This is a genomic window from Bacteroidota bacterium (assembly GCA_016213405.1).
Taxonomy (GTDB): Bacteria; Bacteroidota; Bacteroidia; order Palsa-948; family Palsa-948; genus Palsa-948.
This window is the reverse complement of sequence record JACRAM010000116.1, coordinates 18,081-42,999: the sequence shown is the minus strand read 5'-3', so window position 1 is coordinate 42,999 and position 24,919 is coordinate 18,081. Positions and strand designations below refer to the sequence as shown.

Annotated in this window: 20 protein-coding genes; 19 read left to right on the top strand and 1 reads right to left on the bottom strand. The window is 36.1% G+C overall.

The annotated features are described in order from the left end of the window. Positions 1-44 precede the first annotated feature (44 nt). From HY841_13895 to HY841_13840, 12 genes are all read left to right on the top strand, one after another. A complete protein-coding gene (locus tag HY841_13895) occupies positions 45-1,160 on the top strand; it encodes a hypothetical protein (protein ID MBI4931850.1) in 1,116 nt (371 codons plus the stop codon). A gap of 60 nt (positions 1,161-1,220) precedes the next feature. Continuing rightward, complete coding sequence (locus HY841_13890; protein ID MBI4931849.1) at positions 1,221-1,412, top strand: 30S ribosomal protein S21; 192 nt, start codon at positions 1,221-1,223, stop codon at positions 1,410-1,412. A gap of 92 nt (positions 1,413-1,504) precedes the next feature. After that, positions 1,505-2,386, top strand: coding sequence for a tyrosine-type recombinase/integrase (locus tag HY841_13885; GenBank protein ID MBI4931848.1), 882 nt, complete (start codon positions 1,505-1,507; stop codon positions 2,384-2,386). A gap of 19 nt (positions 2,387-2,405) precedes the next feature. After that, on the top strand, positions 2,406-2,729 hold the full coding sequence (raiA, locus tag HY841_13880; protein ID MBI4931847.1) for a ribosome-associated translation inhibitor RaiA: 324 nt from the start codon (positions 2,406-2,408) through the stop codon (positions 2,727-2,729). Positions 2,730-3,106: 377 nt separating this feature from the next. Continuing rightward, a complete protein-coding gene (locus tag HY841_13875) occupies positions 3,107-4,381 on the top strand; it encodes a site-specific integrase (GenBank protein ID MBI4931846.1) in 1,275 nt (424 codons plus the stop codon). Between the two features lie 391 nt (positions 4,382-4,772). Then, positions 4,773-6,038: a hypothetical protein gene (locus HY841_13870; GenBank protein ID MBI4931845.1), complete on the top strand. Its 1,266-nt coding sequence runs from the start codon at positions 4,773-4,775 to the stop codon at positions 6,036-6,038. Between the two features lie 4 nt (positions 6,039-6,042). After that, on the top strand, positions 6,043-9,003 hold the full coding sequence (locus tag HY841_13865) for a hypothetical protein (protein ID MBI4931844.1): 2,961 nt from the start codon (positions 6,043-6,045) through the stop codon (positions 9,001-9,003). Between the two features lie 211 nt (positions 9,004-9,214). Next, positions 9,215-10,210 carry a hypothetical protein gene (locus HY841_13860; protein ID MBI4931843.1) on the top strand — a complete coding sequence of 332 codons (996 nt, stop codon included), beginning with the start codon at positions 9,215-9,217 and terminating at the stop codon, positions 10,208-10,210. Between the two features lie 218 nt (positions 10,211-10,428). Next, positions 10,429-10,764, top strand: coding sequence for a helix-turn-helix domain-containing protein (locus tag HY841_13855; GenBank protein ID MBI4931842.1), 336 nt, complete (start codon positions 10,429-10,431; stop codon positions 10,762-10,764). A gap of 39 nt (positions 10,765-10,803) precedes the next feature. Beyond that, positions 10,804-11,022 carry a hypothetical protein gene (locus HY841_13850; GenBank protein MBI4931841.1) on the top strand — a complete coding sequence of 73 codons (219 nt, stop codon included), beginning with the start codon at positions 10,804-10,806 and terminating at the stop codon, positions 11,020-11,022. 43 nt (positions 11,023-11,065) lie between these two features. Further along, positions 11,066-11,776, top strand: a complete 711-nt coding sequence (locus HY841_13845) for a hypothetical protein (GenBank protein MBI4931840.1) — start codon at positions 11,066-11,068, stop codon at positions 11,774-11,776. After that, a complete protein-coding gene (locus tag HY841_13840) occupies positions 11,773-12,426 on the top strand; it encodes a hypothetical protein (GenBank protein ID MBI4931839.1) in 654 nt (217 codons plus the stop codon). Before HY841_13845 ends, HY841_13840 begins: the two co-directional genes overlap by 4 nt. A gap of 430 nt (positions 12,427-12,856) precedes the next feature. On the opposite strand, the gene HY841_13835 is transcribed toward HY841_13840, so the two are convergent. Then, positions 12,857-13,363: a hypothetical protein gene (locus tag HY841_13835; GenBank protein ID MBI4931838.1), complete on the bottom strand. Its 507-nt coding sequence runs from the start codon at positions 13,361-13,363 to the stop codon at positions 12,857-12,859. Between the two features lie 269 nt (positions 13,364-13,632). Here HY841_13835 and HY841_13830 point away from each other — a divergent pair, with 269 nt between their 5' ends. From HY841_13830 to HY841_13800, 7 genes are read left to right on the top strand one after another with little or no spacing between them, the layout of a single operon-like run. Beyond that, the gene (locus tag HY841_13830; protein MBI4931837.1) at positions 13,633-16,401 is read left to right on the top strand and encodes a DEAD/DEAH box helicase family protein; all 2,769 of its coding nucleotides are present in this window, start codon (positions 13,633-13,635) and stop codon (positions 16,399-16,401) included. Next, positions 16,401-18,113, top strand: a complete 1,713-nt coding sequence (locus tag HY841_13825) for a hypothetical protein (protein MBI4931836.1) — start codon at positions 16,401-16,403, stop codon at positions 18,111-18,113. The genes HY841_13830 and HY841_13825 overlap by 1 nt, the downstream gene beginning before the upstream one ends. A gap of 4 nt (positions 18,114-18,117) precedes the next feature. Beyond that, positions 18,118-21,186 carry a hypothetical protein gene (locus HY841_13820; protein ID MBI4931835.1) on the top strand — a complete coding sequence of 1,023 codons (3,069 nt, stop codon included), beginning with the start codon at positions 18,118-18,120 and terminating at the stop codon, positions 21,184-21,186. Position 21,187: 1 nt separating this feature from the next. Then, a complete protein-coding gene (locus HY841_13815) occupies positions 21,188-22,696 on the top strand; it encodes an SAM-dependent DNA methyltransferase (protein ID MBI4931834.1) in 1,509 nt (502 codons plus the stop codon). Continuing rightward, positions 22,697-23,866, top strand: a complete 1,170-nt coding sequence (locus HY841_13810; protein ID MBI4931833.1) for a restriction endonuclease subunit S — start codon at positions 22,697-22,699, stop codon at positions 23,864-23,866. A gap of 40 nt (positions 23,867-23,906) precedes the next feature. Next, positions 23,907-24,086, top strand: a complete 180-nt coding sequence (locus HY841_13805) for a hypothetical protein (GenBank protein MBI4931832.1) — start codon at positions 23,907-23,909, stop codon at positions 24,084-24,086. 4 nt (positions 24,087-24,090) lie between these two features. Beyond that, a complete protein-coding gene (locus HY841_13800; protein ID MBI4931831.1) occupies positions 24,091-24,819 on the top strand; it encodes a zeta toxin family protein in 729 nt (242 codons plus the stop codon). The last annotated feature ends 100 nt before the right edge of the window (positions 24,820-24,919 follow it).

Below are 24,919 nucleotides of genomic sequence, written 5' to 3'. Positions count from 1 at the left end.
AAACAGAACCTGTATAAAAAAATGCAGGTTCTTTTTTAAATTCTATGCGCCAGATAGTTTTTCTTTTCTTTATTTTATTTTTCTCAACTAAAGTTTTTTCTCAGGGTTGCTGTTCCGGAGGAAGCGGAAGCCCTATTGCGGGTGGCGTATCCGCTGGAGTTCTGCTCGACAGACAAATGGAAATCGCTTCTAACTTTCAATACATCAACAGCAATAAATTTCTTACGAGAGATAAGGACACAACAAGATTGTTCAATCACTATAACAGTAAATATATTTATTCAAAAATCGCCTATGGAATTACGAAAGATTTCACTCTGTCAGTTGAGGCGGGATATTTTCTAAACAAAACACAGATAGGGCTTGATACTATTAATACAACTCTTGACACTATTCGCTCATCCGGAATTGCTGACTTAATACTATTTCCCCGCTACGATGTTCTTAACCGGACAGATGAAAGAAAACGTGTAGAACTTACACTAGGATTAGGATATAAAATTCCCCTCGGCAAACACAATGATTCCATATTAACATGGTTCGATTCCACTAAAATGATTGCGCATTATACTACCATGCCTCCATTGGTTCAACCGACAAACGGGTCTCAGGATTTTATTTTCTACGCTTTTTTCTTCAGAGGATTTCCTCTGCATAATTTCCGGCTTTTTGCAAACACACTATATATTAAAAAAGGATATAATTCCCTGGGAGAAAAATTTGGCGACTATGCCAGCTTAGGATTATATGCAGGAAAAACTTTTTTCAAAAAACTTGGCGTGACATTGATGGTAAAAGGAGAACATATAGGAAAATTGAAACCCGCAAAGAATGTTGACCTTCTTGCATCTTACAATGTTGACACATCTTTCACAGGAAGTAAGAAAATTATTTTTTGCCCGCAGGTGAGTTTTAGTTATAAATCATTTACTGTTTTCGCCTTAACTGAAATTCCACTATATGAATATGTAAATGGCACACAACTTGCCGCCCAAACACAGTTTACAGTTGGATTGTCTTATAGATTTTTTACTACTAAAAGCGTTATCCCAAAAAGCGGTGAATCTTACTACGAATGCCCTATGAAATGCGAAGGAAGTATTAGTCAAGAGCCGGGCAAATGCAAAATGTGCGGTATGGATTTGATAAAAAAAGAATGAACCGCTGTAATTAAATAAATTCATATATTCGCGATCCAATTAATAAAACAGAATAATAAAATGCTAATTGTTCAGGTGAAAGAAGGAGAAGGCGTTGAAAAAGCGCTGAAGAAACTCAAGAAGAAGTTTGAAAAAACAGGTACACTCCGTGAACTCCGCAAACGGCAGGTTTTCACCAAGCCGTCAATCGCTCGTAGAGAAACTATCAAACGCGCAAAACACAAGCAGCGCCTAATAGAAGCGGAAGAATAATCTTGTCGTTACCTATATTGATTGCGGATTGAATTCAGGTTCAGTCCGCAATATTTTTTTTATGACTACGTTTGTCATATAATTATCAGCCAGTGAATAAAAAATCGTTCATCAATTTTCTGAAGTTTGAAAAGCGGATGTCTCCACACACCGCTCTCTCCTACTCCACCGACCTTGATCAGTTTTACCTCTATCTGAAAAATGTTTACCAACTGGATGATATAAAGGAAGTGAATCATTCCGTCATCCGCTCATGGGTGGTATCGCTGATGGAAAATAAAATATCCGCCCGCTCGGTCAATCGAAAGATAAGCACACTGAAATCGTATTACAGGTTCCTTCTTCGTGAAAAAATTTTGGACACAAACCCGATGCATAAAATACAGTCGCCAAAAATCCCAAAACGATTACCCGTTTTTGTGGAAGAAAGCAAAATGAATAATTTTATTGAAGATATAATGTTTAAAAACAACTTTGAAGGAAAACGCAACTTTTTAATAATAGAAATGCTCTACTCCACCGGCATGAGACGCGCTGAACTGATAAACCTGAAAGAAATTGACATCAACTTCAATAATAGTACATTAAAGGTGCTTGGAAAAAGAAATAAGGAGCGTATGATTCCTGTTACTTCAGGATTAAAAGCACTAATCAAAGAATATCTTCTTGAAAAGAATAAAACCGTTGTGACAAAAAATAATTTCCTTTTTGTAACAAAAAAAGGAAACCAAATCAACCCTTCGTGCGTATATAAAACCGTAAAGGATTCATTAACCAAAGTAACAACACTATCAAAAAAAAGTCCGCATGTTCTAAGGCATACCTTTGCAACACATCTGTTAAACAACGGAGCAAACCTGAACGCAATCAAAGAACTACTTGGTCATGCAAACCTTGCCGCTACACAAATTTACACGCATAACACCATTGAGAAACTAAAATCTGTATATTCGAAAGCACATCCTAAAGCATAATCATTTAAACTTAATACTTATGAATATTCAAATCCACTCCATCCATTTTGATGCAGACGCAAAACTTCTTATTCTTATCAATAAAAAAGTAGAAAAACTCAGCCACTTCTTCGATGCAATTATCGGAAGCGAGGTGTACCTGAAAGTTGACAAATCCGATAATGCTGAAAACAAAGTGGTGGAAATAAAACTACATGTTCCGGGCAATGACCTATTTGTAAAACGCCAGTGTGTAACATTTGAAGAAGCTACCGATGAATGCACCGATGCATTAAAGCAGCAATTAAAAAAACGCAAGGAGAAATCCCGCAGAAGTTTAGCTCGAAGGAGAGAATCTGCATAGTTCATCTGGCAAACAAACCATAGTACTTTATTCTAAATATTTTTTTCAACCTGCTTGAGGTAAGAAATGTTTTCTACTTTTGCCCGCCCGAATGGCCGTTTATTCGGTCGGTCGGGCAATCGTTTTTTTGATTTTTGAATTTTAGCGGCCAGCGTAGCTCAGTTGGTAGAGCAACTGACTTGTAAAAAATTCCCTCCATTTTTGTTTTACTACCTTTTTAATATCTTTTTCATAGGAGAAACCTACTAAAATCTGTTGAAAAGATTTTTGTTATGTTTTGTCATTTTATGCTAATTTAGGGGTCTAATGTATGCTAAATTGTATGTCAAATTTGGGAATTGACTTTAGGCAGATAGCATTACTCAAAACAAATCACTATGCAAAACACCACCACTACCACCGCAGTAATTTTAGAAACCCGCTTTCCGTTAAAAGACGGAAGGTATCCAGTGAAACTCCGGGTAACTCATAGTAGGGTGCAGCGTTATTTTTCTTTGCGCGATAAGCATGGAAAAAAAATTACTATGCTTGAGGACGAGTTTGAATCCGTAACTGGAAAAAAACCGCGAGGGGAAAATAAGGAAATAGCAGTTTACCTGAACGAACTTGAATCGGCTGCCATTGATACAATAAAAGAGCTGTCTGTTTTTTCCTTTGAAGGTTTTGAGAAAAGATTTTTCGGTGGACACGGAGACGACCAAGATTTATTTACCGCGCTGAAAAATTCTGCTGACAGATTAAAAAGTGAAAACAGAATCGGAACGGCAAAACTATATGAGTGTTCCCTCAATTCATTTAAAAAATTCACAGGAAAAAATATTTTATTTTTTGAAAAAGTGAATTTAGATCTTCTGAATAAGTATGAAAAATGGATGTTAGAAAATAAAAATACTCTCTCTACCATCGGAGTTTATTTGCGGAATATCCGTACCTGCTTTAATGAAGCAATAAGAGAGGGGCTGATAAAAAATGAATTGTACCCTTTCAGCCGAAACAGGAACGACCATAAATACGAAATACCTGCCGGAAGCAATGTTAAAAAAGCAATATCAGAAAATGAAATTGGTTTAATTGCCTCTTATCCTACCATAGACGGAACGAGTGAACAGCGTTACCGCGATTATTGGTTATTCCTATTCCTTTGCAATGGAATAAATGTTACTGATTTTGCAAAACTGAAATACGAAAACATACAGGATGATGTTATCGTTTTCCACAGACAGAAAACAAAAAGAAAATTAAGAAAGAAACCGCGAGCCGTGAAAGTTGTCATTTCACAGGCATTGGGACGAATTATTGACCGATGGGGAGATAAACCGGCATTGCCCGAAGAATATATTTTCCCCATTCTGAAAAGCGGAATGACTGCGGAGCAGGAACTTGAAAAGACACACCAAACAATAAAACTGATAAACAAATACGCTGATAGAATCGGCAAAGCAGTTGGAATAAAAAACGGAATCACTTCCTACACAGCGCGACATTCGTTTGCAACTATCTTAAAATACAGAGGTGCAAGTACAGCGTTTATTTCTGAATCGCTCGGACATTCAAATTTACAAACCACTGAAAGTTATTTAGCCGATTTTGAAATTAAAGAAAAACGCAAGTGGGCAGCAGTAGTAGAACAGGCGATAAGAGGCGACAACTAAATTGCTTAGATATTAATGCAGTTTTTTATAATGAAAAAAGAGAAAATAAATCAAAGACAGTTGGATTAATAAAATCAAAATTTATTCGTAAAGCGAATGTGGAATAATATTTAAATCAGATTTTAATATTATTCCTTTCAATGACTTCTTCAACTTCTATTGGCAGTTTGAAATTACAAAGTCAAATAAAAATAAACCTCATTCAATTACAAAAACGAGTATCAAAAAATAAATATGCAGGTAAATAAATTACAGACACGGAAAACGGGTTTTTCAACACAACTAACCCTTAATAGTACGTTTTTATTTTCCAAATACAATGATGCAAAGTTGAGTTAAAAATAAAAATCTGAAAAAAATATGAAAGCGTGTTTCTGGACATAAAGTTAAAATGGAAAACATAGACCTCATAATTACAGCCGAAGATCGCGTGCAATATTCCGCAGATACAAACGGCAAAGAACTCACTCTGGCTATTAAACAACAAGAAAAATTTTTGGCGATACGCAAGCCGATTGACCTGCCCCGACTCCCGACTATAAGCGACATAAAGATTGAAGGTGGGCTTACAAAGGAAGACGAAGAAATAATTTCAAACCTTTCGGAGCGGTATATCTCTGAAAACAAAGCAAAAATAAATTTTGAAAACATAACGCAGCAAGAACTTCGGGAACTTCAAAAATATTCCGATGTCGCGCAAAAAATGACAAGAGATGAGATTTGGAAAATAATAAAGCCATATTTCTCCCTTGTGTTCAGAGTTCCGCTGTTTGACAAATTTCCTAAGATGAAAGAAATTGAAAAGAGGATGCAGAACGCTGATGTCAAGGGAGAAAATTATGCGCCCACAATGGAGTGGCTCGGTTATATAAGCCAGCAGATACTTTTTGCAAAAAAAGACCTGTTCAGGTTCAACATTGATTTCAGGGCGAGGATGTTCGACTACAAGGACAAGCCGATAGATTTCCTGCTCATGCTGTTGAAAGCGCAAAAAGAAATGTATCCGAAAAGAAAAGGCAGATTAACCGACACTTTTTCTGCAAAATTTGAATCTCTTATCCAGAGCCATGCGGAACTGATGGTCAAACTCAAAATGGAAAACCGCAGAGCGGAAGATTTTTTCGGCTCTACGTTTAATAAAATAAAAGATGATTTGAGGGTATTAAAAAACATTTTATATCAGTTTATTTCAGGCGGCAAGCCGTTAAGCATAAAACAGCAGATGCTACTGATAAGAATAATTGATGAATACACAAAGTCGCTGGAAATGATTTTTGCTGTGAGTCCAGATGAAAGAAATTTTTTTGAAAAAGAGTTGAACAGACCAGAAAAAAATACCGAACTCGCTATGCTGGAGATATACCACACTTTTGACGATTCTCCGATAACTACAAAAAGATATAATTTGCAATCCAAGAGTTATGTTGTTACCGCCTGCGAAATAATCAACTCAATCTATTTTAATTTTGAATCGGAAAAAACGATAATGCCCATATATAAAAACGGCATTTCACTGCCGAACCTTAAACAGTATCTCACCCAGTACTTTTCGTTTGAAAAATCCGACAGACCTATCATACGGCAAAAAACACTAAAGCGATTAGACAGACATAAAAATATAGTCGGCAATTTTTTTGACGTTATCGAAAAATATTAAGCAGATGAAATCAACAACGGCATTGCAGGCATCGGTAAAACAGGAATTTTTTGATTACCTGTCTTCTGGGGTTGAAGAAGCGGTTCGGCTCAACAGGGAAAATCTTGAAAAACATCTTGAGCAGGAAATAAATATTGAAAAAGCAAAAGCGATTATCGGGAAGCATACAAATTCAGACTTGCCCGTTTCACCTGAATTCTTTTTTGCATTCAGTTTGATTGACGAGATACCGCCAAATGCAGATTTTAGGTTCGTTCCAGAATTTGAACTGGATGGGATTTTAATCAGGACATCTAATCGGATTAACAATGCAATAGGAGTAAAAAAAATAGCATATCGTGAGAAGATAACCGATTTACTAAAACAACAATTATTTCCAGACATCAAATTAGAGAGTGAAAAGTCATCCATCTACGCAAAAAGGATTGTAAATAATATAAAACAGTTTGAAAAAGATTTCCGAAAAGAAATACACTCCTTTCATTATTCTTTTTACACACGAATAAAACATTTCATCAGCTCGAAGAAGCCCCAGTTGATTTTAGACGATGCGGTCGCCTGCTTCTGCAACAGAGAGAAAAAATATTATCAGAGAATTTCCAACTTCAGAACATACGAAGTTCAGTCGGAATTTTGCAAAGAATTTGTCAGGCATTGGGAAGAAAAAAAATGCAACGAAAAGGATGAAAATGAGGTGGTATTAACCATTGTGCTGAATACAATTTTCCCAAAGCTTTCGGAAGAACAAACCAAAGAAATAATTGCGATAGCATTGATAGAAGAAAAGGGAATTGAGTATGACAGCATCCGAAAAATTATTCCGTATGAAATACATGAGGAGGTTTGCGAGTTCCTGAGAGGATGCGAAATACAAAGCAAATATGAAATTGAAGAACTTAGAAAATTTCAGGAAGAACAGGCGGAAAAAAGTGCTATAAGGAATGCGGTCAGAAAAACCCGACAAACATTTACGCGACAGTTAAAAGGAGTAATCTCCCAAGAAAAAATTGTAGATGTAATTTGGAAACTAATAAAGGAAGGGAAAGAAATCAACGGTGATACCATCCGAAATTATTCCCATATCCCATCACAGAAGATTTGCGATTTTCTGGAACGCGAATTCAAACTTAGGAACATAAAAGTAGAAGCAGAAGTAAACATCGCGGTGAAAAAAAGAGGGCTCTTGAATATCAATAAAATTCATGATGAATTGGAAATACATAAATCTTTTAGCATTAAAAGTGTAGAAACACATAGTTTTTTCAATTTGGTATTGCTCATAAATAGAATCAGGAGAAATCTGATTTTCAAAAATATGACATCATTCCTATACAGCGAATGTCTTAGCATTTTAGATTTAGAAAAATTCAAGACACGAAACATAGAACAGCCACGATTAGCCGACATCCTCCCTTCATATGTAAAATTCCTAAAAGAAAGCCAATACTGGCACATCATTGAAAAGGATTTCGATGAAAAATTATTTTATCAGCAATTATCTGACAGGTGGCTTAAATCTCTTTATCCCAAAGTTCAAATGTTTACAGGAAGTCGGAAAGAAGAAAAAAAGAAGAATAAGATTGCCGAAATTAAATACATCCTTGAGCAGTATAGCCCGAAGTTTTATCCCAGTAAAATGACGACTGTCTACATAGAGGGCAAGAGAAAGGAAATCATCAGGCACATCATCATAAAATTAAATTCTGATAATGTTACTGTTGTTCCAGTTGGCTATGAGGACTTGATAAAAGTCAAAAAGGGAGAAAAGTTTCTAACTATGGAATATTTTCCTGAAGGGAAAAAATATGAAATCAGTTATGAAGAACTTGATGTAACAAAATTAGATTTGATTTTATCTCGTCTCAGAGAATTGAATAAAGAAGTAGATGAAGAAGCAAAAGCGTTGGATAAATATTCTGAAGAATGGAAAGATTTATTGAGAACCAACAAGGAGTTATGTGAATTCTGCGAAAGACAGGATATATTAACATCGAAGAACAGCCACCCTTTGTATGAGATAATGACTGGGGGAAATTTATCAAATATCGGGTGCATAAATGTACTGAATGTTCTGTATTTTTTGTTCGAGGGAGAAGTTGCTCAAGATTTTTTTAATGATGCAGATTATATTTTATTTCACCAAAATATCATTATTGTTAAAAAGCGCGGAGAACTAATCGGCTTACCTCCCACAAAAAGGTACGAGAAATTCACCTTGAAAAAACTGGATTCGACAATACAACTGGCGGAAGATGTAGGGGGAATTCAACGGGAGAGATTCCGCTTCATCCTGAACGGAATATTTGAAAGAAAAACCAAACTGCATTTCTATAATCAAAGTGGAAATATTTTTATTGATTCTTTAAGCAGAACTACGGGCATAACTTTTGTGAATGGCAATGAGCAGTTGAGTTGGGGGACGGTCAGCGATTTAGTCAAAGAAGGGCTAACTAATTTTCTGAATGACTTTTCGTTTATCTTTCCTAAAAAAATTTCACACATATACCTGTCCATCGTTCCGCCAAAAAACCGAAAGCCGATTCCAGAAGACGAAAAAGAATTATTATTTTTTATCGAGAGAATAAGAGAAACAGAGGATGTTAGTTTATCAACCGAATTTCGGTTCACTCAGGAAGATTTGATTCTTCTCGGCAGGACGGGCAGATATTCGGGCGTGCTTTTGTCAAGGGCGTTGGGCGTGATATTCAATAAAGAAATCCAGAACGATTGTGCTGAATTCAAAAAAGCAGTCGGACAGCAAGCCATCGCCATCGCGGAAAGACATTTTGCAATGAGGGGCATATCGGTTTCGGAAACTAAATTGCTTAGAAAAATATTTATTCAAAACGGGATTAAGTTTATGCAAAGCAAGGAGCAACTTGCAGAGCCGATACGGAACTTTATGAGTAAAATTTTTGAACAAAGCAAGCAAATCGGCAGTTCCGACCTCATCATACATTCTTAATGATTCTGAATATTTTTTTATACTATAGTTTCGTGACCCTTCAGCGAACAATATTTTTTGAAGTCCGTACGTTCACCTGAGATTAAAGAAAAACGCAAGTGGGCGGAAATAGTGGAACAAGCAACTCGAGGAGGAGAAAAATAATAGCATTTGTTTAGGAATTAAGATAAAAAAGAATTTACAAAAATATTATGCAATTTCGATTTTCAAAATGAAGCAGGACAAAAAAACACATAAGGAGAAAACATACAGTATTGAAAATATTACTTACCACCACTGCTATTGCGCTTTACTAAGAATAAAAGATAAATTTGGAGAAGGTATTTTTCAAAACTATCGCAATATTCTGACTTATGTAATGGAAGCAAAGGGTATATTTAAAAGTATAGACGATAAAGATGCTTTAAGGCGTATTCTTTCAGACGAGGAGATAAAAAATATAGACCTTTCAACTGGAATTGGCAATTTAAAACTGCACCAACTAATTAACCAGATGGATTTTTGTTATGCTCGTACAGATAGAATTTTCTTCTTCGATAACAATAAAAAAATTATTCCCTATTCTCATCAAACATATTTTCTTTTCCTAACAATTTGCTTGAATAATTTCAGTGATGATTCGGTTAAAAAAATCCTTGCCCATCAATATTCCACATATCCGAACAAGAAAGAATTTCTGCATACACTTAGGGTGAATGTGCGAGAACATGCGGGGAAAATAATTCCTTCTCACAAAGCAGAAACAGTTATGGAATGGATTGAAGTAAAAAATAAAACACAATCCTCGTCAACTAAACTTAAAAAAGCACCTGCAATAAAAGAATCACCTGAAAGAATAGATAATAAGCGAGATGGATTACAAAGAACTCTTTTAGATTTTCTGAATAGAAATAGAAATTTATTTTCATTCATAATAAAAAATTATTCAAATGCCTCTCCCAAAAACCTTGCTTACTTAATTTTTGCTTTAAATGAATTGAGTGTTAATGGTGAATCCTTACTGTCGGATAAAATTGAAAATATAAATCAAACCGAATTATATGAAGCATTAAAAAATGAGTTAGGCGACATTGGAGTAAGAGCATCATTAAATGCTCAAATAAATATTATAAAAAATAAAAACAGGCGCGGAGATGAAGCAAAAATAAAAACCGATAAACTCCGTATTACTTCATTACTTCTGCCTTTGAATAGCCCTTCCAAATGAAACTCCTCGACCCAAGGGTCGAGGTATCAGAAATACAAATACAGTTGCCCTATGCTTACTTACCATATAAATTTACACATTCTGCCACGACCCAAAGAGTCGGGGAATTCTTCTGATTAAAAATTTTTGTAGCAAAAAGTTTGCAAAAAACGCAAAAGGTTTGCAAAAAAAACAAAAACATCCTGCCTTAGTTTTGGCTCAAATAAAAGAGCAAAACTATGGATACTATCATTGACAATCCCTTCGCTGTCTTAGATAGACGGCTGAACCGCATTGAGAATCTACTTCTTGACCTCAAGCATTCCCCAAAAGAAACGAGCAACCACCACGACCCCGACCTGCTCGACATAAAAGGTGCAAGCCACTTGCTTGGCATTAGTATAGACGGCATATATGGCAAAATTCATGATAAGACCATACCTCACATTAAGCGGAAAGGAGTTAAAAAAATTTATTTCAGTCGGGCTGCCCTGCTATCCTGGCTAAACGAAGGCGAACAAAAAACTCGTAAGCAAATTAAAGAGGAAGCGAAAGAAGCTCAAATAAAAAAATAAATAAATCAATAATATAAACATCAACTAAAACAAATCAACATGCGAAAAGTAGAATTCAATGTGCCATCCGAAGTGATGGTAGAGTTTGCCGAAGAATTGGTAAACCGAAACTTAAACAATTCCATCATCGGCTCAAACGAAGATGGAGAAGTCATTATCGAGGTCGAATACGACAAAAACGAAAGCGGTGATGTGGATGCACTGGAAGACCTCCTTGACGACCTTATTGAAGAAAGTGAGGACGAGAACGAAGATTAATGCAAACTGGCAGCACTTTATACTTTAATCCAACGTCAGCCCAATGAAACGTCCGGCAATCTTATTCTATACTGGCGACTGGCTTAGTGATACAAAACTCAGTAGTTGTTCTCTGGCGGCACAAGGGTTGTGGATTAACTTACTCTGCGTGATGCACGATTCGGAAGATTACGGAAAATTTTGCTTGAGCAAAATTGAAGCAACCGCTCAACCAAAAGTGCAAGCAAAATCTGAAATCTGTTTGACGCTGACACGCATGATGAGTGGGGGTCCGGAAGAAATCTCATCGCTTTTAAATGAACTTTTAGAAAAAAAAGTGGTGAAAATTGATACAGACGGATACATATTTTCCAGCCGGATGATTCGAGACGAGTATCTGCGAAAGGTCAGAACGGCAGCAGGTTCTAAAGGTGGAAAAAAATCTTCTTTTAAAAAAAAATTTGCTCAGGCAAACATTGACAATGACCATGAAATTGAAAAAGACAATATAAAAGATTTAAAAGAGGGTGCAGGGGGAACATTCCAAAAGCCAACCTTAGAAGAAATTATGGCGTATTGCAAAGAACGAAATAATCAGGTAGATGCTCAGGCATGGATGGATCATTATGAATCTAACGGCTGGATGGTAGGGAAAAACAAAATGAAGGACTGGCACGCCTCAGTTCGCACTTGGGAAAAAAATAATTTTCAAAATAATGTGAAACAAAAACCCTGTAAAATAGACATAGATAAAATTGACCATACTTCACGATGAATTTAGACCTGCTTAATATAATAAACCATCAACCCGTAACCATTAAGCAGGTTCGTTACAACTTTAATGAAGTCATGGAAGCAATTTTGTATTTAGGACAAAAGTTTATGCCGATCAGTTCTGGTGAAAAGAAATTTATATTAGAAGAAGAAAGGTTAAATCTATACACACAACTCATTTATTATTTCTTCAATGATGATAAATTCAAAGGCGATTTAGGAAAGGGACTTTTTATTCATGGGGGAAAGGGAACAGGCAAAACATTGGCTCTGAAAATATTCCGAGCCCTCGCTTCTAATCGTTTACTGTTGTCTGGCAAAGGATTCAGAATGTTTAATTGCGATGAAATAGTTGCAGATTACGAAACATCTGGTGCGAAATGTTTGAGTAATTATTACAAAGGAAATATTTTCTTTGATGACATAGGAGATGAAAATAGGCAGGCACTTCATTACGGCACAACCAGAAATGTAATGAAAGATATTATGACAAGACGATATAGAGAATTTACGGACAATGGTTCGATGACTTACATTACGAGCAACTTTAATGTGAAATTGATCGAACAGGAATATGGAGCTCGCATTGAGGATAGATTTAAAGAGATGTTCAATGAACTAATACTCACTGGAGAAAGTTTAAGAAAATAATTATGTCATTTCTCCAGAACACACATCTTGCGGAGTTTTCTAAATTTTTACATAAAACATCCTGATTGAACAAGCACAACACCGCTACAACACCAATGCAGAACGCAAAAACATCGTTTATACAACGCTCCATGTTCATTGCAAAGCCGATCCGCACTTGTAAGAAACGCTAAAAATCGTTATTGCATCGTTGCGAACTCGTTAAATAACGTAAAATAGTAGTTGGGATACGATTGCGACTGGTTAAAAATCCTAACTATGAGTTTATTTTCTAAAAAACTACCGAACTATTGTCAATACAAACGTATAAAAAAAATATTTCACCTTTTCTTCTGATTACTATAATCAGGAATGAAAACCATGTAGCAAAAGCATTTCCAGTAATGTCTGATTAACCGCAATACTTTGTTCTTCTTCTTTCTGTCGGTTTTCATTTGAGCAATTCTCGTTTGATGTATTCTATTGAAGTACTGAAAGCATTGGATAACTCATCAATTTTTGAAATCAATTCTTTAATTTCTTTTTCTACTTTTATTTTTTCTTCCTCATAATGAGCAGCGCCTTCTGGATCAGAAATATCACTATCAAACTTGTATGCCCAAAGAGTATTGACTATTACAAGTTTTCTATTTATTAATTTTCTTGCCTGCTGAACTAATTCTTTGTAATCACTCCAATAATTTATCTTTTCGATTCTGAAGTAAACTGTTAATTGAGTGCTTTTCTCATTCAAAAAAATTAATTCGTAATCACCGATGATTTGATTTTCAAATCTGGTAGATGAAAGTAAAACGGAACTTCCATAGGTTGTTTCACTTTGTATTACCGATATGTTAAATCCTTTTTCTTCCAGCCAATCCAGCCGAATTTCTTTTTGACCGGACGAATAAAGTTCATCCAGAATTTGTTCATTGGTTTTGTTGTTCGTGTTTTTCATTTGTATAAAAATTAAAAGCGTGGGACATTCAGCCCATCCGCTTAGGAGTACCACGAAGCACTCGTTACACAGACAAACCAAAGCCCACGCTTAACGTGAGCGTTTGAATTTATCCTCGTGTAACTTGAAAATTCGTGGTTTCCTAAGCGAGAATTATCCTAACGCAATATTTTATTTACACTGACTTTCTTAAATCATTATTGCTATTTTTGTTTTTGTTTGATTATTGAATAACACCTCATGGTAACAAATGTAGATGTTTTTTAAAGATGAGTATTTCCACCTTCAACGAATCCCAAACCCGTTACAACCTCATTGACCCTGATCTGGTCAAGGCGGGATGGAACCTGGCTGACCGCACATCGGTTGGCTTTGAAATTCCGGTTGAAGGTTACGATGCTTCTCCGCAAAGCGGGATTACTGATTATTGTTTATTCAGGAGCAACGGTGAAGTATTGGCAGTAATTGAAGCCAAGAAAACAAGGCGCGATGCAAGAGTAGGCAAAGAGCAAGTGCTTCGTTATGTAACCGAAATCGCCAAAAAACAATCCTTCCGCCCTTTTGCTTTCATGGCGAATGGGGAAGAAATATTTTTCTGGGACACGGAACAATATCCTGAAAGATTAGTTGCCGGATTTTTTTCTAAAGAGAATCTTGAACGACTACTTCACCTCAAACAAAACAAACTTCCGCTCAACGAAATAAAGATCAAGGACAATATTGTTAATCGTTCCTACCAAATTGAAGCTATCAGAAGGATTTCCGAAGCCGTTGAAAAAAGAAAAAAGCGAAAGGCATTGCTCGTGATGGCAACCGGAACCGGAAAGACAAGAACAATAATGGCTCTGATAGATGTTTTCCTGCAAGCACGGCAGGCGCAAAAAGTTTTATTTCTTGCTGACAGAGACAGTTTGGTTGACCAGGCATTGACCGATGGTTTCAAAGTTCATTTGCCAAACGAAGCAAGGACCCGCATCCGCACTTTCAATATTGATAAAACCACCCGCGTGTATGTAAGCACATTGCAAACGCTGGAGTTATGCTATGAAAAATTTAATCCTGCCGAATTTGATTTGATTGTTTCCGATGAGTGCCATAGAAGCATTTACAATAAATACACCGATGTACTTGCCTACTTTGATGCGGTTCAAATTGGCTTAACGGCAACCCCCGCGCATTTTCTTGACCGAGATACTTTCCGGTTTTTTGAGTGTGATGGAACTGCACCAACTTATCTTTATAAATATGATGATGCAGTTAAGGAAGGATACCTTGCCGATTACAATGTGTATTCCGCTCAAACAAAATTTCAGCGGAAGGGAATAAAAGGAGTGGATTTATCCGAAGCAGATCAGGAATCGCTGAAAGAACGAGGCATCAATCCCGAAGACATCAACTTTGAAGGGACAGATTTGGAAAAAAAGGTAACGAATAAGGATACCCTTGTCCGGCAGTGGGAAGAATTCATGGATGTTTGCCACAAGGATGCCGGAGGACAGCTTCCTGCAAAGACCATCATATTTGCTATTACTCAGAAACACGCCATCCGTTTGGAAGAAACCTTCAATGAAATGTATCCCGAACACAAAGGGCAGCTTGCGCGTGTGATTACATCCGGTGTGGAGCGCGCAAGTGATTTACTGGCAAAATTCAAGAAACAGGATATGCCCCGCATTGCGATCTCAGTAGATATGCTCGATACGGGTGTGGATGTTCCCGAAGTGATGAACCTTGCATTTATGAAACCTGTTGGCTCGCAGATAAAATTCTGGCAGATGATCGGGCGCGGAACAAGGAGTTTGGAAGCGTGTAAGCATTTAGAATGGCTTCCTGAAAATAAAAAAGATAATTTTCTCATTGTTGACTTCTGGGAAAACTTTGAGCATTTCAACATGATGCCCAAAGATGAGAACGGCATAAAGCAGATTCCGATTCTTGTTTCCATTTTCAATACGCGACTGAGCAAGTTGGAAATTTTAATTGGCGACCAGAGCGGAGAGGACTTTCAACGCATCGTGAAAGAGTGCCGTGCCTACATTGCCCGGATTCCACTTGACTCTTTCACTGTGAAAAAAAACATCAAAGATGTGCGCGAAACATGGGAAGATGATTTCTGGAAATTCCTTACGCCTCAAAAAATTGAACTGATGAGAATGAAAGCGGCTCCGCTCCTGCGTTTTGTCCCCGATGTGAATATGGCGGAAGCATTTTTTACCAGCAAGATGGAACGCTGCGGGCTTTACATGCTGCAAAAGAAAGATACTGCCACGCTCATCAACTCCATTCGTGAAGATGTGGATTTGCTTCCACCGAATTTACCGCAAGTGCAGGAAAAAATTACTTACCGTGAAGCCGTTCTCTCCACAAAGTTTTGGACCCAGCCCCAACTGAAAAACATTGATGAAGCAAAGACCGCCCTTTCCCCTCTGATGAAATACAAGCGTGAGAAACCTTCTCTGATTGTTGAACTTGGTTTGGATGATGTGATTGATTCCCGCAAGTGGGTGATTGTAAAACAAGGAGGAAAGGAAGGACAGAAAATGATGGTGGAGGAATACAAAAAGAAAGTGGAAGAAAAGATTGAGCATTTGGCAAGCAAAAATACTGCGATACAAAAACTGAAAAAAGGTGAAGCCGTTACATTAGATGATTTAATTTCTTTGGAAAGCACTCTGGAAATTGAACTTGGAACGGATGAAATTACTTTGAACGAAGACAACATGCTGAAAGCGTTTGGTGTGCGCGTTGGAAGTTTGGTTGACTTTTTAAAGCATGTGCTGAAATTAGAAACCTTGCCGAGCTACGAGCAGATTGTACGCAAGGCGTTTGATGCGTTTATACTGGAACATAATTACAATGCCGACCAAACCCGCTTTTTGCGAACTGTGCAAACTGTGTTTTATCAGAAACGGAAACTGGAAGAAGCTGATCTATATGAAGCACCATTTACAAATTTTGGAATGAATGCGGTGGAAAAATTATTTACAGAAGAAGAAATAAAACAACTTGTTGAGTTAACAAGGAAATTGGTAGCCTAATGATCTTCAAATTTATAGATAGACTAAATATTGGAGTTAATAACTTAGACTTAGAAGCATTAGAGTATAGCACAACGCCCTATTCTATTCTACTATACCAACATAAAGGAGATTTTACGGCAACTGCTCAATGTTTCCAAAATTCAAATCAAACAGAAGTACAAAATAAATTTAAAGCCTTTTTTAAATTAGCTAAGGATAATGATGTTTCTGTTGCTATGACACCAGAATATTCTTGCCCATGGTCAGTCCTATCTGAACTTATTTCAACACCTACGCTTCATCCTGCAAGCAGAAAATTATTCGCTATAGGATGCGAATCAATAAACAAGGATTTGCTTAGGAGTTTCAAAAGCACACACACAAGCGATGAAGTTGTCATCTATTTTGATGAAACATTACTAACAGCAAATGGAAATTTCTTCGACCCTTTATGTTATCTTTTTAAATGCGATAATAAATTATTTGTATTGATTCAATTTAAAACTGAGCACATGGGTGTTTGGACAAATGACTTGGAGAAAAATAATTACATAAAAGGAAATGAAATTTATGTTTTAAGAAATAATGAAAATTCTATTTATCTCTTCTCTCTAATATGCTCGGAAGCTATGAATTTTTCGACCCATGTAAATATAGATAGCTTACTTGAGAATAAGTGGAGAGATAATCCATATATTATCTTAAATCCACAGCTTAATCCGAAACCAAATAGCCCAGAATTCAAACGATTTAGAGAAAAAATATTAGACTATTCATTAAAGGATTTGATATGTTTAAATTGGGCGAAAGGAACGACTTTGGCTCTATCTCCTTTGATAGCGAAATTCAGCAGAAGCGGAATTCACATTAAAACCCACCATATAGATTTTAACTCCGATGCTAAATTCATTAATAATCATGCAAAAGGTCTGTATTATTTAAATAATAAAAATGAAAAACACTCACTCTATCTGAGCTCAAAAGAATTAATCTATTTGATTCAATGCCAAAAACCAATACTAAGTGGCTTGCCAAATGCCCAATTAAGAAAAACGGAACCAGAGGTACGAAAACTATTCGGTTGGAATAATTTAGATATTATCCCCATTGAGTCTGTAAATGATGGATTTACTGAATTACTGAATAGACAAAGTTGTACTTCTGCCTACTTGAGAGACAGCAATGTTTGTTTTGTGGACAAGGAAAGGCTAATTAATTTATGTAATGGAAAGATAGATTCAATCGGAAGCAAATGGCACTTAATAATCAATTTATATTCTTTTGAAGAGGACGAGAACTGGATAATTAAACGAGCAACGTTTATTGAAGACGAAGAAGGCGAAAGTGAAAGATTAAATCAGCTAAAGGCTATCGAGTATTTAAATACGCATCTTATCAACAGGGGAGATGATTTTCCTCCCATTCTTAATACATTCAAAGGCAAACTCATTGATGAAGTAAAGTTTGAAGCCACACCTACATACTTACATAATCTAATTTGTGGTATTGATAAAGCAACCGTAGCATATATAGGTGAAAAAAGTGAAGGGTATGCAAATAAGGCTTTAAGTGATATTAAAAATATTTTTCAAGACCCATCACTTTCTCGCATTGTTGTATGGCGAAAGACTTCAATGACCGAGAACACATTTTCGTGTGTTAGCTCACATTACCCATCTATTTCGGACACATCAGCCTATTCGACAAATTCAATTAATAAAGAAGGATAATATCATGAATAAAGATATAGTTGAGAATATTATTGGCAATAAATTCAAAAACATAATTGAAGTGCCACATCATAAGATACTTAAGGCGGAATATCAGCCAGACAAAAAAACAGCAGCAGTTTTCTATTTTGATTACGATGAAACACTCCCTAAGGATTTAAACGAGTATCAAGAAAAATATTTAGTTTCCGATTATTATAATAATCCAAGTTATTTACAATGGAACTACTATTTAATATTTTTACGAGATGCATATGACCCTGTTTCTAAAAAAATAATCGAGCAAAATGATATTTTAACAAGGAAGTATTTATTTAAGCCGGAGGAATTCAAGAAATTTTTCGAGTATAAAAAAACAGAAAAGGAAGTTCAGAAAAATATTGTTGTTGATTGGGTAAAGAAACTTAATTCAGTAGATTTAAATGAAGTATATAATGCCGAACCGTATACAGAAGCCATCGATAGATTCGTGAATGAAAAGGTTTTAAAGGAGGAAGAATATGTTCAGCCAGAAAAACAAAACTCACAGGGATTACATTTAAACTATATAAATGAGATAAAGCTAACCGACAACTACCGGCAATACCCAATTGGCGAAAGAAACTATGTTTTTGGAAAAGTTAATTTGATAGATGGTGTAAATGGTGTTGGAAAGACCTCGCTGTTGGAAGCCATTGAAATGTTGTTGTGTGGTAAATCCATTAGAAATCCTGCATATAATGAAACTGCGGGAAGCATTAGAGGATTTTACAATCTGGAACGAGTTGAAGACGAGTATTCTCCGAGCGATAATGCTAAATATCGGGAAAGGGATTTGCTTTGGTATGAAAATGACTATTCAAGAGGCAACCAGCTTCAGGAGTCTTTTGGTAGATACAATTTCTATTATTCTGATGCAGCATTTAATTTTCAAAATAATACAGACAGCAATGCCATAATAAAATATCTTTCAAGAATTGCTCTTGGTTCTGAATTTGGCAGAATAAAGGGAAGATTAAATGGGTTCAAAGATCGGCTTAATCCTATACATAGGGATTATTTTGCTCAGATTGAAAACAATAAACTCCAAATACAAAATGCAGAAAAAACTATAAACGAGGAAAAACAAAATCTCAATATTGAAGAATCTTACAAAACATTTGTTACTGTTTGTAAAGACTATAAATGGAATAAGGAGATTCCCAAATTTTCACTATTAAATATTTCAGAAATTGAAAAGGAAATTGTTGAAGTGCAAAATTTACTTAATAGCCTGCTACAACTCCTTCCAGCATACAAATTGGTTTGTTTGAAGGATTGGATTGTAGAAAAAGAAAGGATCGAGCTCTTAGAGCAAGAGTTTTCCGCTGCTTTTAATAGTTTTGAGATTATGCTTAAGGAGAAAAATAAAATAATTGAAACAAAAGCGCCTATTGATTTAAAATACCAGTTACTACTTGAAAGTGAAAAATATTTTGCTCATCCTGAATATTTTAAAGTAGATGGTCTTAGGGTAAAGATAGATGAACGCGCAAAACAAATAAATACTCTTAATGCGATAATTGAACAATTAGTAAAAATTGATAAATCCATTTTTGAAAATGAAGCGAGAACACTTCAAGAGTATAAAGCGAATTATTTAAACGAATTAAATAAGTGCAAGGAGGATAAAGCTAAGATAGAATTGGAAATAATTTCTTCAAAGGAGAAATTGAATTTTATTCAGAATATTATTGTTGAGATTAAAGCAAAAGGTAGGGATTATCTTCATCATGATAATGAATTAACAGATTGCCCTTTATGCGAGACACATTTTGCTTCACATGATGAATTGTTTCAAAGAATTAATAGAGCGGTTTCAGAACTTGCAGATTCAATGAAATTGGAAAAATTAAATCAAAGTTTAACTAACACTACTCAGATAATAATATCGACAGAATATTTATTAAATCAGGTATTGCTGATTGAAAAAATTACCGCCTTTCAATATAAAGCGAACAGGGGGGCTGATTCATTAAAAATAATAATGAAAAACATAAATAGCGATATAGAGAATCTTGAAAAATGTAAAAATGATTATGACAATTTAGTTAATCTTAAAGCCGTAATGAGTAATGACGGGGTCAATGAAGATAGTTTCAAGCAATTAAAAAATAGGATCACGGAGATATTTCCAGAAATGAAATTTATTCCTGAAGATATTACTCTGCAAAGCAATTATAAAATACTACTTGAAAATGATGCAAATAAAATAAATGAGGAGATTGCCATATTAACTTCTAAGATTGAATCTCTGAATGAAAAACTAAAGAGCTATGTTACCACACTTGAAAGCAGACCTAATTATTCAGAATTCCATTTACACCTTAGTGAAAGAAAGTCAATTATTGAGTTTGCTATAAAGTGTTTTAACGAGATAAAGCAGTATTTGGAATTGACTCCTGAAGAAAAAATAATGGAAATTAGTTTAAAAATTCAAAATATTTCTTCATTACTTTTAAATATAAAAAATGACCAAGCTCTTTTAACTCAATATAAATTAGCTGAACAAATAAAATCAGTAGCGTTAAAAGCCAATGAAGGATTAATTCCTAAAACTATAAGATTAAAGAATGCATTAGATGTAATCGGAGAAATCTTGGAAAAAGATTCGGAGGAAAAAGTATTGACTGATTTTATTGCTAAAAATCTTTCAGAGATTCAGGATGTATTTTCAAATATTCATTCTCCTTATGAATTTAAAGACGTTGTTTTTAGAGACGGTAAAGTGTATTTAAATTTGCTTAGTGGTGAAACAGATAGACCAATAACAAAAATTAGTTCTGGTCAAAGATCTGCATTAGCCCTTTCAATATTTTTATCACTGAACAAAAAAATTAACAAAGCTCCAAATATCCTACTGTTTGATGATCCGGTAACTTATACGGATGACATGAATATTCTTTCGTTTTTGGATTATTTAAGAGAGATTGTTATTAATGAGAATCGTCAGATTATTTTTGCTACGGCAAACAAGAAACTTGCAGGGTTATTTGAAAGAAAATTCGCCTTTTTAGATGAAGGTGATTTTAAGAAAATCCCATTGACCAGATAATATGCTCACCAACCCCGCCCTCAAATCCCAAGTAGATGCCCTCTGGAACCGTTTCTGGAGCGGAGGTATCAGCAATCCGCTTACTGCCATAGAGCAGATGAGTTATTTGATTTTCCTTAAACGGCTGGAAGATATGGACAATGCGCGCGCTGCTGCTGCCAAGCGAAGGAAGACCGATTTCAAATCCGTGTTCATCGGAAAAATGGATGTTGGAGGAAGAAAAATTGACAAAGAAAAATGCCGTTGGAGTTACTGGAGCCAGTTGCCGGGCGATGAAATGCTCCGGCATGTGCGCGACACCGTGTTTGAGTTCCTACGCAATCTCGGAAGTGAAACCAGTTCCTTCACTCAGCACATGGAAGATGCCATGTTCAGCATACCCAAAGCATCGCTCTTGCAGGAAGCTGTCAAGATTATTGACGACATGCACATCAGCGAGCAGAATATTGATGTGCAGGGCGACCTCTACGAATACCTGCTCGGACAACTTTCTACTGCCGGAAAAAACGGGCAGTTCCGCACCCCGCGTCACATCATCCGCATGATGACCAAACTCATTGACCCGAAGATAGGCGAGCGTATATGCGATCCTGCTGCGGGTACTGCCGGATTCCTGGTCTCAGCTTACGAACATATTTTGGAGAGCAACACATCACCCGATATTCTCACTTACGATGAAGAAGGCAAGGCGCATAATCTGATAGGTGATAAGATCACTAACCCGAAATTGCATGAGTTCCTAAAGAGCCGTGCGCTTACCGGATTTGACTTTGATGCCACGATGGTGCGTATGGGTGCGATGAACCTGATGCTTCACGGTGTGGATAATCCAAATTTCAAATATGCCGATGCGCTCTCCAAACAATTTTCAGAAAAACAATGTTACGATGTGATTCTCGCCAACCCTCCTTTCAAGGGAAGCATTGATGAAAGCGATGTGAACGAACGGTTCAGCACAAAAACCAGTAAGACCGAACTTCTTTTTGTGGAACTGATCTATGACTTGCTGGTAACAGGCGGACGCGCTGTGGTGATTGTTCCCGATGGCGTTTTGTTCGGCACAAGCAACGCGCATCAGGGAGTGAGGCAAATACTTGTGGATAAATGCAAATTAGAAGGAATTATTTCCATGCCATCGGGCGTTTTCAAACCGTATGCAGGAGTAAGTACCGCAGTTTTGATTTTCACCAAGGGCGGAATAACCGACAAAGTTTGGTTTTACGATATGAGTGCTGATGGTTTTTCATTGGACGATAAGCGCCAGAAGATTTCAGAAAACGATATTTCTGACATCCTGAAAAAATATCCTGAACGCAAAACAGGAAAGAATGTGGTGCTGGTGAAAGAGGATGAAATCAGAAAAAATAAATACGACCTCAGCATTTCCCGCTACAAGGAAGTGAAGCATGAAGTGGTTGAATACGAAAAGCCGGAAAAGATTATGGATAAGATTTTAATGCTGGAAGAAGAAATAGCAGATTATGTGAAAGGAATAAAGAAAAGTTTGTAAATGAAATTAGGAGAATTAGTATCCGAAATCCGTTATGGATTTACAGGTAGTGCAATTCCAGAAAGGAACGGAGTTGGGTTTATTCGCGTTACTGATATTGATGAATATGGAAAAGTTGATTATGCAACAGTCCCTGGAGTTTTAATAAATGAAAAAGAAGTTCCACGATATTTGCTTCAAGACGGAGATTGTATTATTGCAAGAAGTGGTTCTGTTGGGAAAGCCCATATTTATTTTGGTAAAAATTCTAAAGAAGTTTTCGCTTCATATCTTATCAGGTTAAGATTTGATACAAAGAAAATCTATCCGAAATATTTTGGTGCTTTTACCCATTCTAATTTTTACTGGAAACAAATTTTAAGTAATAAGAAAGGCGGAGTTCAACAAAATATTAATACAGATGGATTATCTCGAATTGAGATTCCTGTTCCCGATTTAAAAACCCAACAAAAAATCGCCAGCATCCTTGAGCAAGCCGATGCAGCGCGGCAAAAGCGCAAACAAGCAAACCAACTCACAGAACAATTTCTTCAATCTGCCTTTCTTGAAATGTTTGGAGACCCGGTGAGGAATGAGAAAGAATGGGACATAAAAACATTTGGAGAATTAGTGGAAGGACTAAAATATGGAACTTCGCTTCAGTGCTCAACAAAATTTCAAAAAGGGTTCTTGCCAGTTTTACGAATTCCAAACATTATCGGAGGAAGTATTAACGAAGACGATTTGAAATATTGCAAACCCGAACCGAATGAAATTGAAAAATTAAAATTAAAAAATGGAGATATTCTCTTTGTAAGGTCAAATGGGAATCCAGAATATATTGGAAGATGTGCAATATTTAGCAAAGAAGAAGAATTTATTTATGCGTCTTACTTAATAAGAGCGCGATTACAAAGTTTGTCAATCGTACTTCCAGTTTTTTTACAATTCCATTTTTCATACGCTTCATACAGAGGGGAAATGTTACGAAGAGCAAAAACTACTGCTGGTAATTTTAATATTAATACAGAATCCTTAAGAAGTTTAAAAATTATTCTTCCACCTCTTTCACTCCAACAAAAATTCGCCTCGCTGGTGGAGCGCGTAGAAAAACTGCGTGAGAAGCAAAGAGAAAGTGAAAGAGAGTTGGAGAATTTGTTTCAGAGTTTGATGCAGAGGTATTTTGGATGAAAATATTGTTGTAAATTTGTCTTAGTAAAAAATAACTACAATGAGCGAAAACGAAAAATTCAAAAAGCTGCTGAAAGGCGCAGCAAAATCAGCAAGACGGAAAGCATCACGGAAAAACCTTCCTATTGCCATTTCTGAAAACGGAGAAGTGAAATTGATTTATCCGAATAAGAAGGTTAAAGTTTTACGCAGGTCGCGTCAGTACAAAAAAGCATCCTGAAAACATGCAGCCGCGTTTTAGAATGTTTGCCGGTCCTAACGGCTCAGGAAAAACCCATCTCTTTAATTTTCTACGCAGCAAATCCTACATTCACACCGAAATATATGTGAACGCGGATGAGATTGAACAAAAACTTTCTGAATCGCTTCGGTTTCATTTTAATGCCTATCGGGTAAAAGTTTCGGATGAGGACTTCAAAAAACACATCCGGCAATCGGGTATTCTCAAAAAAATACAGGATAAATCTTTTCTCAAAAAAATAAATATTCAAGGCGGTGTTTTGAAAATGAACATCCGAAAAGGTGAATTGAATTCATACATCGCTTCTTTTATTGCTTCGTATCTCTCGGAAAAACTTATTGAAAGCAAACAATCGTTTTGCTATGAAACGGTTTTATCCCATCCTTCAAAACTCAAATTACTGGAACAAGCAAGAAAGAAAGGATATAAAACCTATTGTTATTTTGTATTTACAAACGACTGGCATTTAAACATTGAACGGGTTAAACTGAGGGTAAAGCAAGGCGGACACGATGTGGATGATAAAAAGATTGAGCAGCGGTATTTCAGATCGCTGAAACTTTTTTCCAAAACGGCAAAGGCATCAGCCAGCGCTTACCTGATTGATAACTCAACGAATTTTGAAACGATGGCAGAGCTGAGAAATGGAAAAAATATTTTCACTGCTCCAAACTATCCGAAGTGGCTGAAAAAATATTACGCACCTGAATAACCCCTTTAACTCAAACACAAAGAAAGTGAATGGGAGTTGGAGAATTTGTTTCAAAGTTTGATGCAAAGGTATTTTGGATGAGCTTTGTTTTTCTTTTCCC

Coding starts and splice junctions, on each gene's coding strand:
- HY841_13855 (MBI4931842.1), top strand. CDS start 10,429: ATGGATACTATCATTGACAATCCCTTCGCTGTCTTAGATAGACGGCTG.
- HY841_13830 (MBI4931837.1), top strand. CDS start 13,633: ATGAGTATTTCCACCTTCAACGAATCCCAAACCCGTTACAACCTCATT.
- HY841_13850 (MBI4931841.1), top strand. CDS start 10,804: ATGCGAAAAGTAGAATTCAATGTGCCATCCGAAGTGATGGTAGAGTTT.
- HY841_13895 (MBI4931850.1), top strand. CDS start 45: ATGCGCCAGATAGTTTTTCTTTTCTTTATTTTATTTTTCTCAACTAAA.
- HY841_13840 (MBI4931839.1), top strand. CDS start 11,773: ATGAATTTAGACCTGCTTAATATAATAAACCATCAACCCGTAACCATT.
- HY841_13810 (MBI4931833.1), top strand. CDS start 22,697: ATGAAATTAGGAGAATTAGTATCCGAAATCCGTTATGGATTTACAGGT.
- HY841_13805 (MBI4931832.1), top strand. CDS start 23,907: ATGAGCGAAAACGAAAAATTCAAAAAGCTGCTGAAAGGCGCAGCAAAA.
- HY841_13890 (MBI4931849.1), top strand. CDS start 1,221: ATGCTAATTGTTCAGGTGAAAGAAGGAGAAGGCGTTGAAAAAGCGCTG.
- HY841_13870 (MBI4931845.1), top strand. CDS start 4,773: ATGGAAAACATAGACCTCATAATTACAGCCGAAGATCGCGTGCAATAT.
- HY841_13865 (MBI4931844.1), top strand. CDS start 6,043: ATGAAATCAACAACGGCATTGCAGGCATCGGTAAAACAGGAATTTTTT.
- HY841_13820 (MBI4931835.1), top strand. CDS start 18,118: ATGAATAAAGATATAGTTGAGAATATTATTGGCAATAAATTCAAAAAC.
- HY841_13825 (MBI4931836.1), top strand. CDS start 16,401: ATGATCTTCAAATTTATAGATAGACTAAATATTGGAGTTAATAACTTA.
- HY841_13845 (MBI4931840.1), top strand. CDS start 11,066: ATGAAACGTCCGGCAATCTTATTCTATACTGGCGACTGGCTTAGTGAT.
- HY841_13860 (MBI4931843.1), top strand. CDS start 9,215: ATGAAGCAGGACAAAAAAACACATAAGGAGAAAACATACAGTATTGAA.
- HY841_13815 (MBI4931834.1), top strand. CDS start 21,188: ATGCTCACCAACCCCGCCCTCAAATCCCAAGTAGATGCCCTCTGGAAC.
- raiA (MBI4931847.1), top strand. CDS start 2,406: ATGAATATTCAAATCCACTCCATCCATTTTGATGCAGACGCAAAACTT.
- HY841_13835 (MBI4931838.1), bottom strand. CDS start 13,363: ATGAAAAACACGAACAACAAAACCAATGAACAAATTCTGGATGAACTT.
- HY841_13800 (MBI4931831.1), top strand. CDS start 24,091: ATGCAGCCGCGTTTTAGAATGTTTGCCGGTCCTAACGGCTCAGGAAAA.
- HY841_13875 (MBI4931846.1), top strand. CDS start 3,107: ATGCAAAACACCACCACTACCACCGCAGTAATTTTAGAAACCCGCTTT.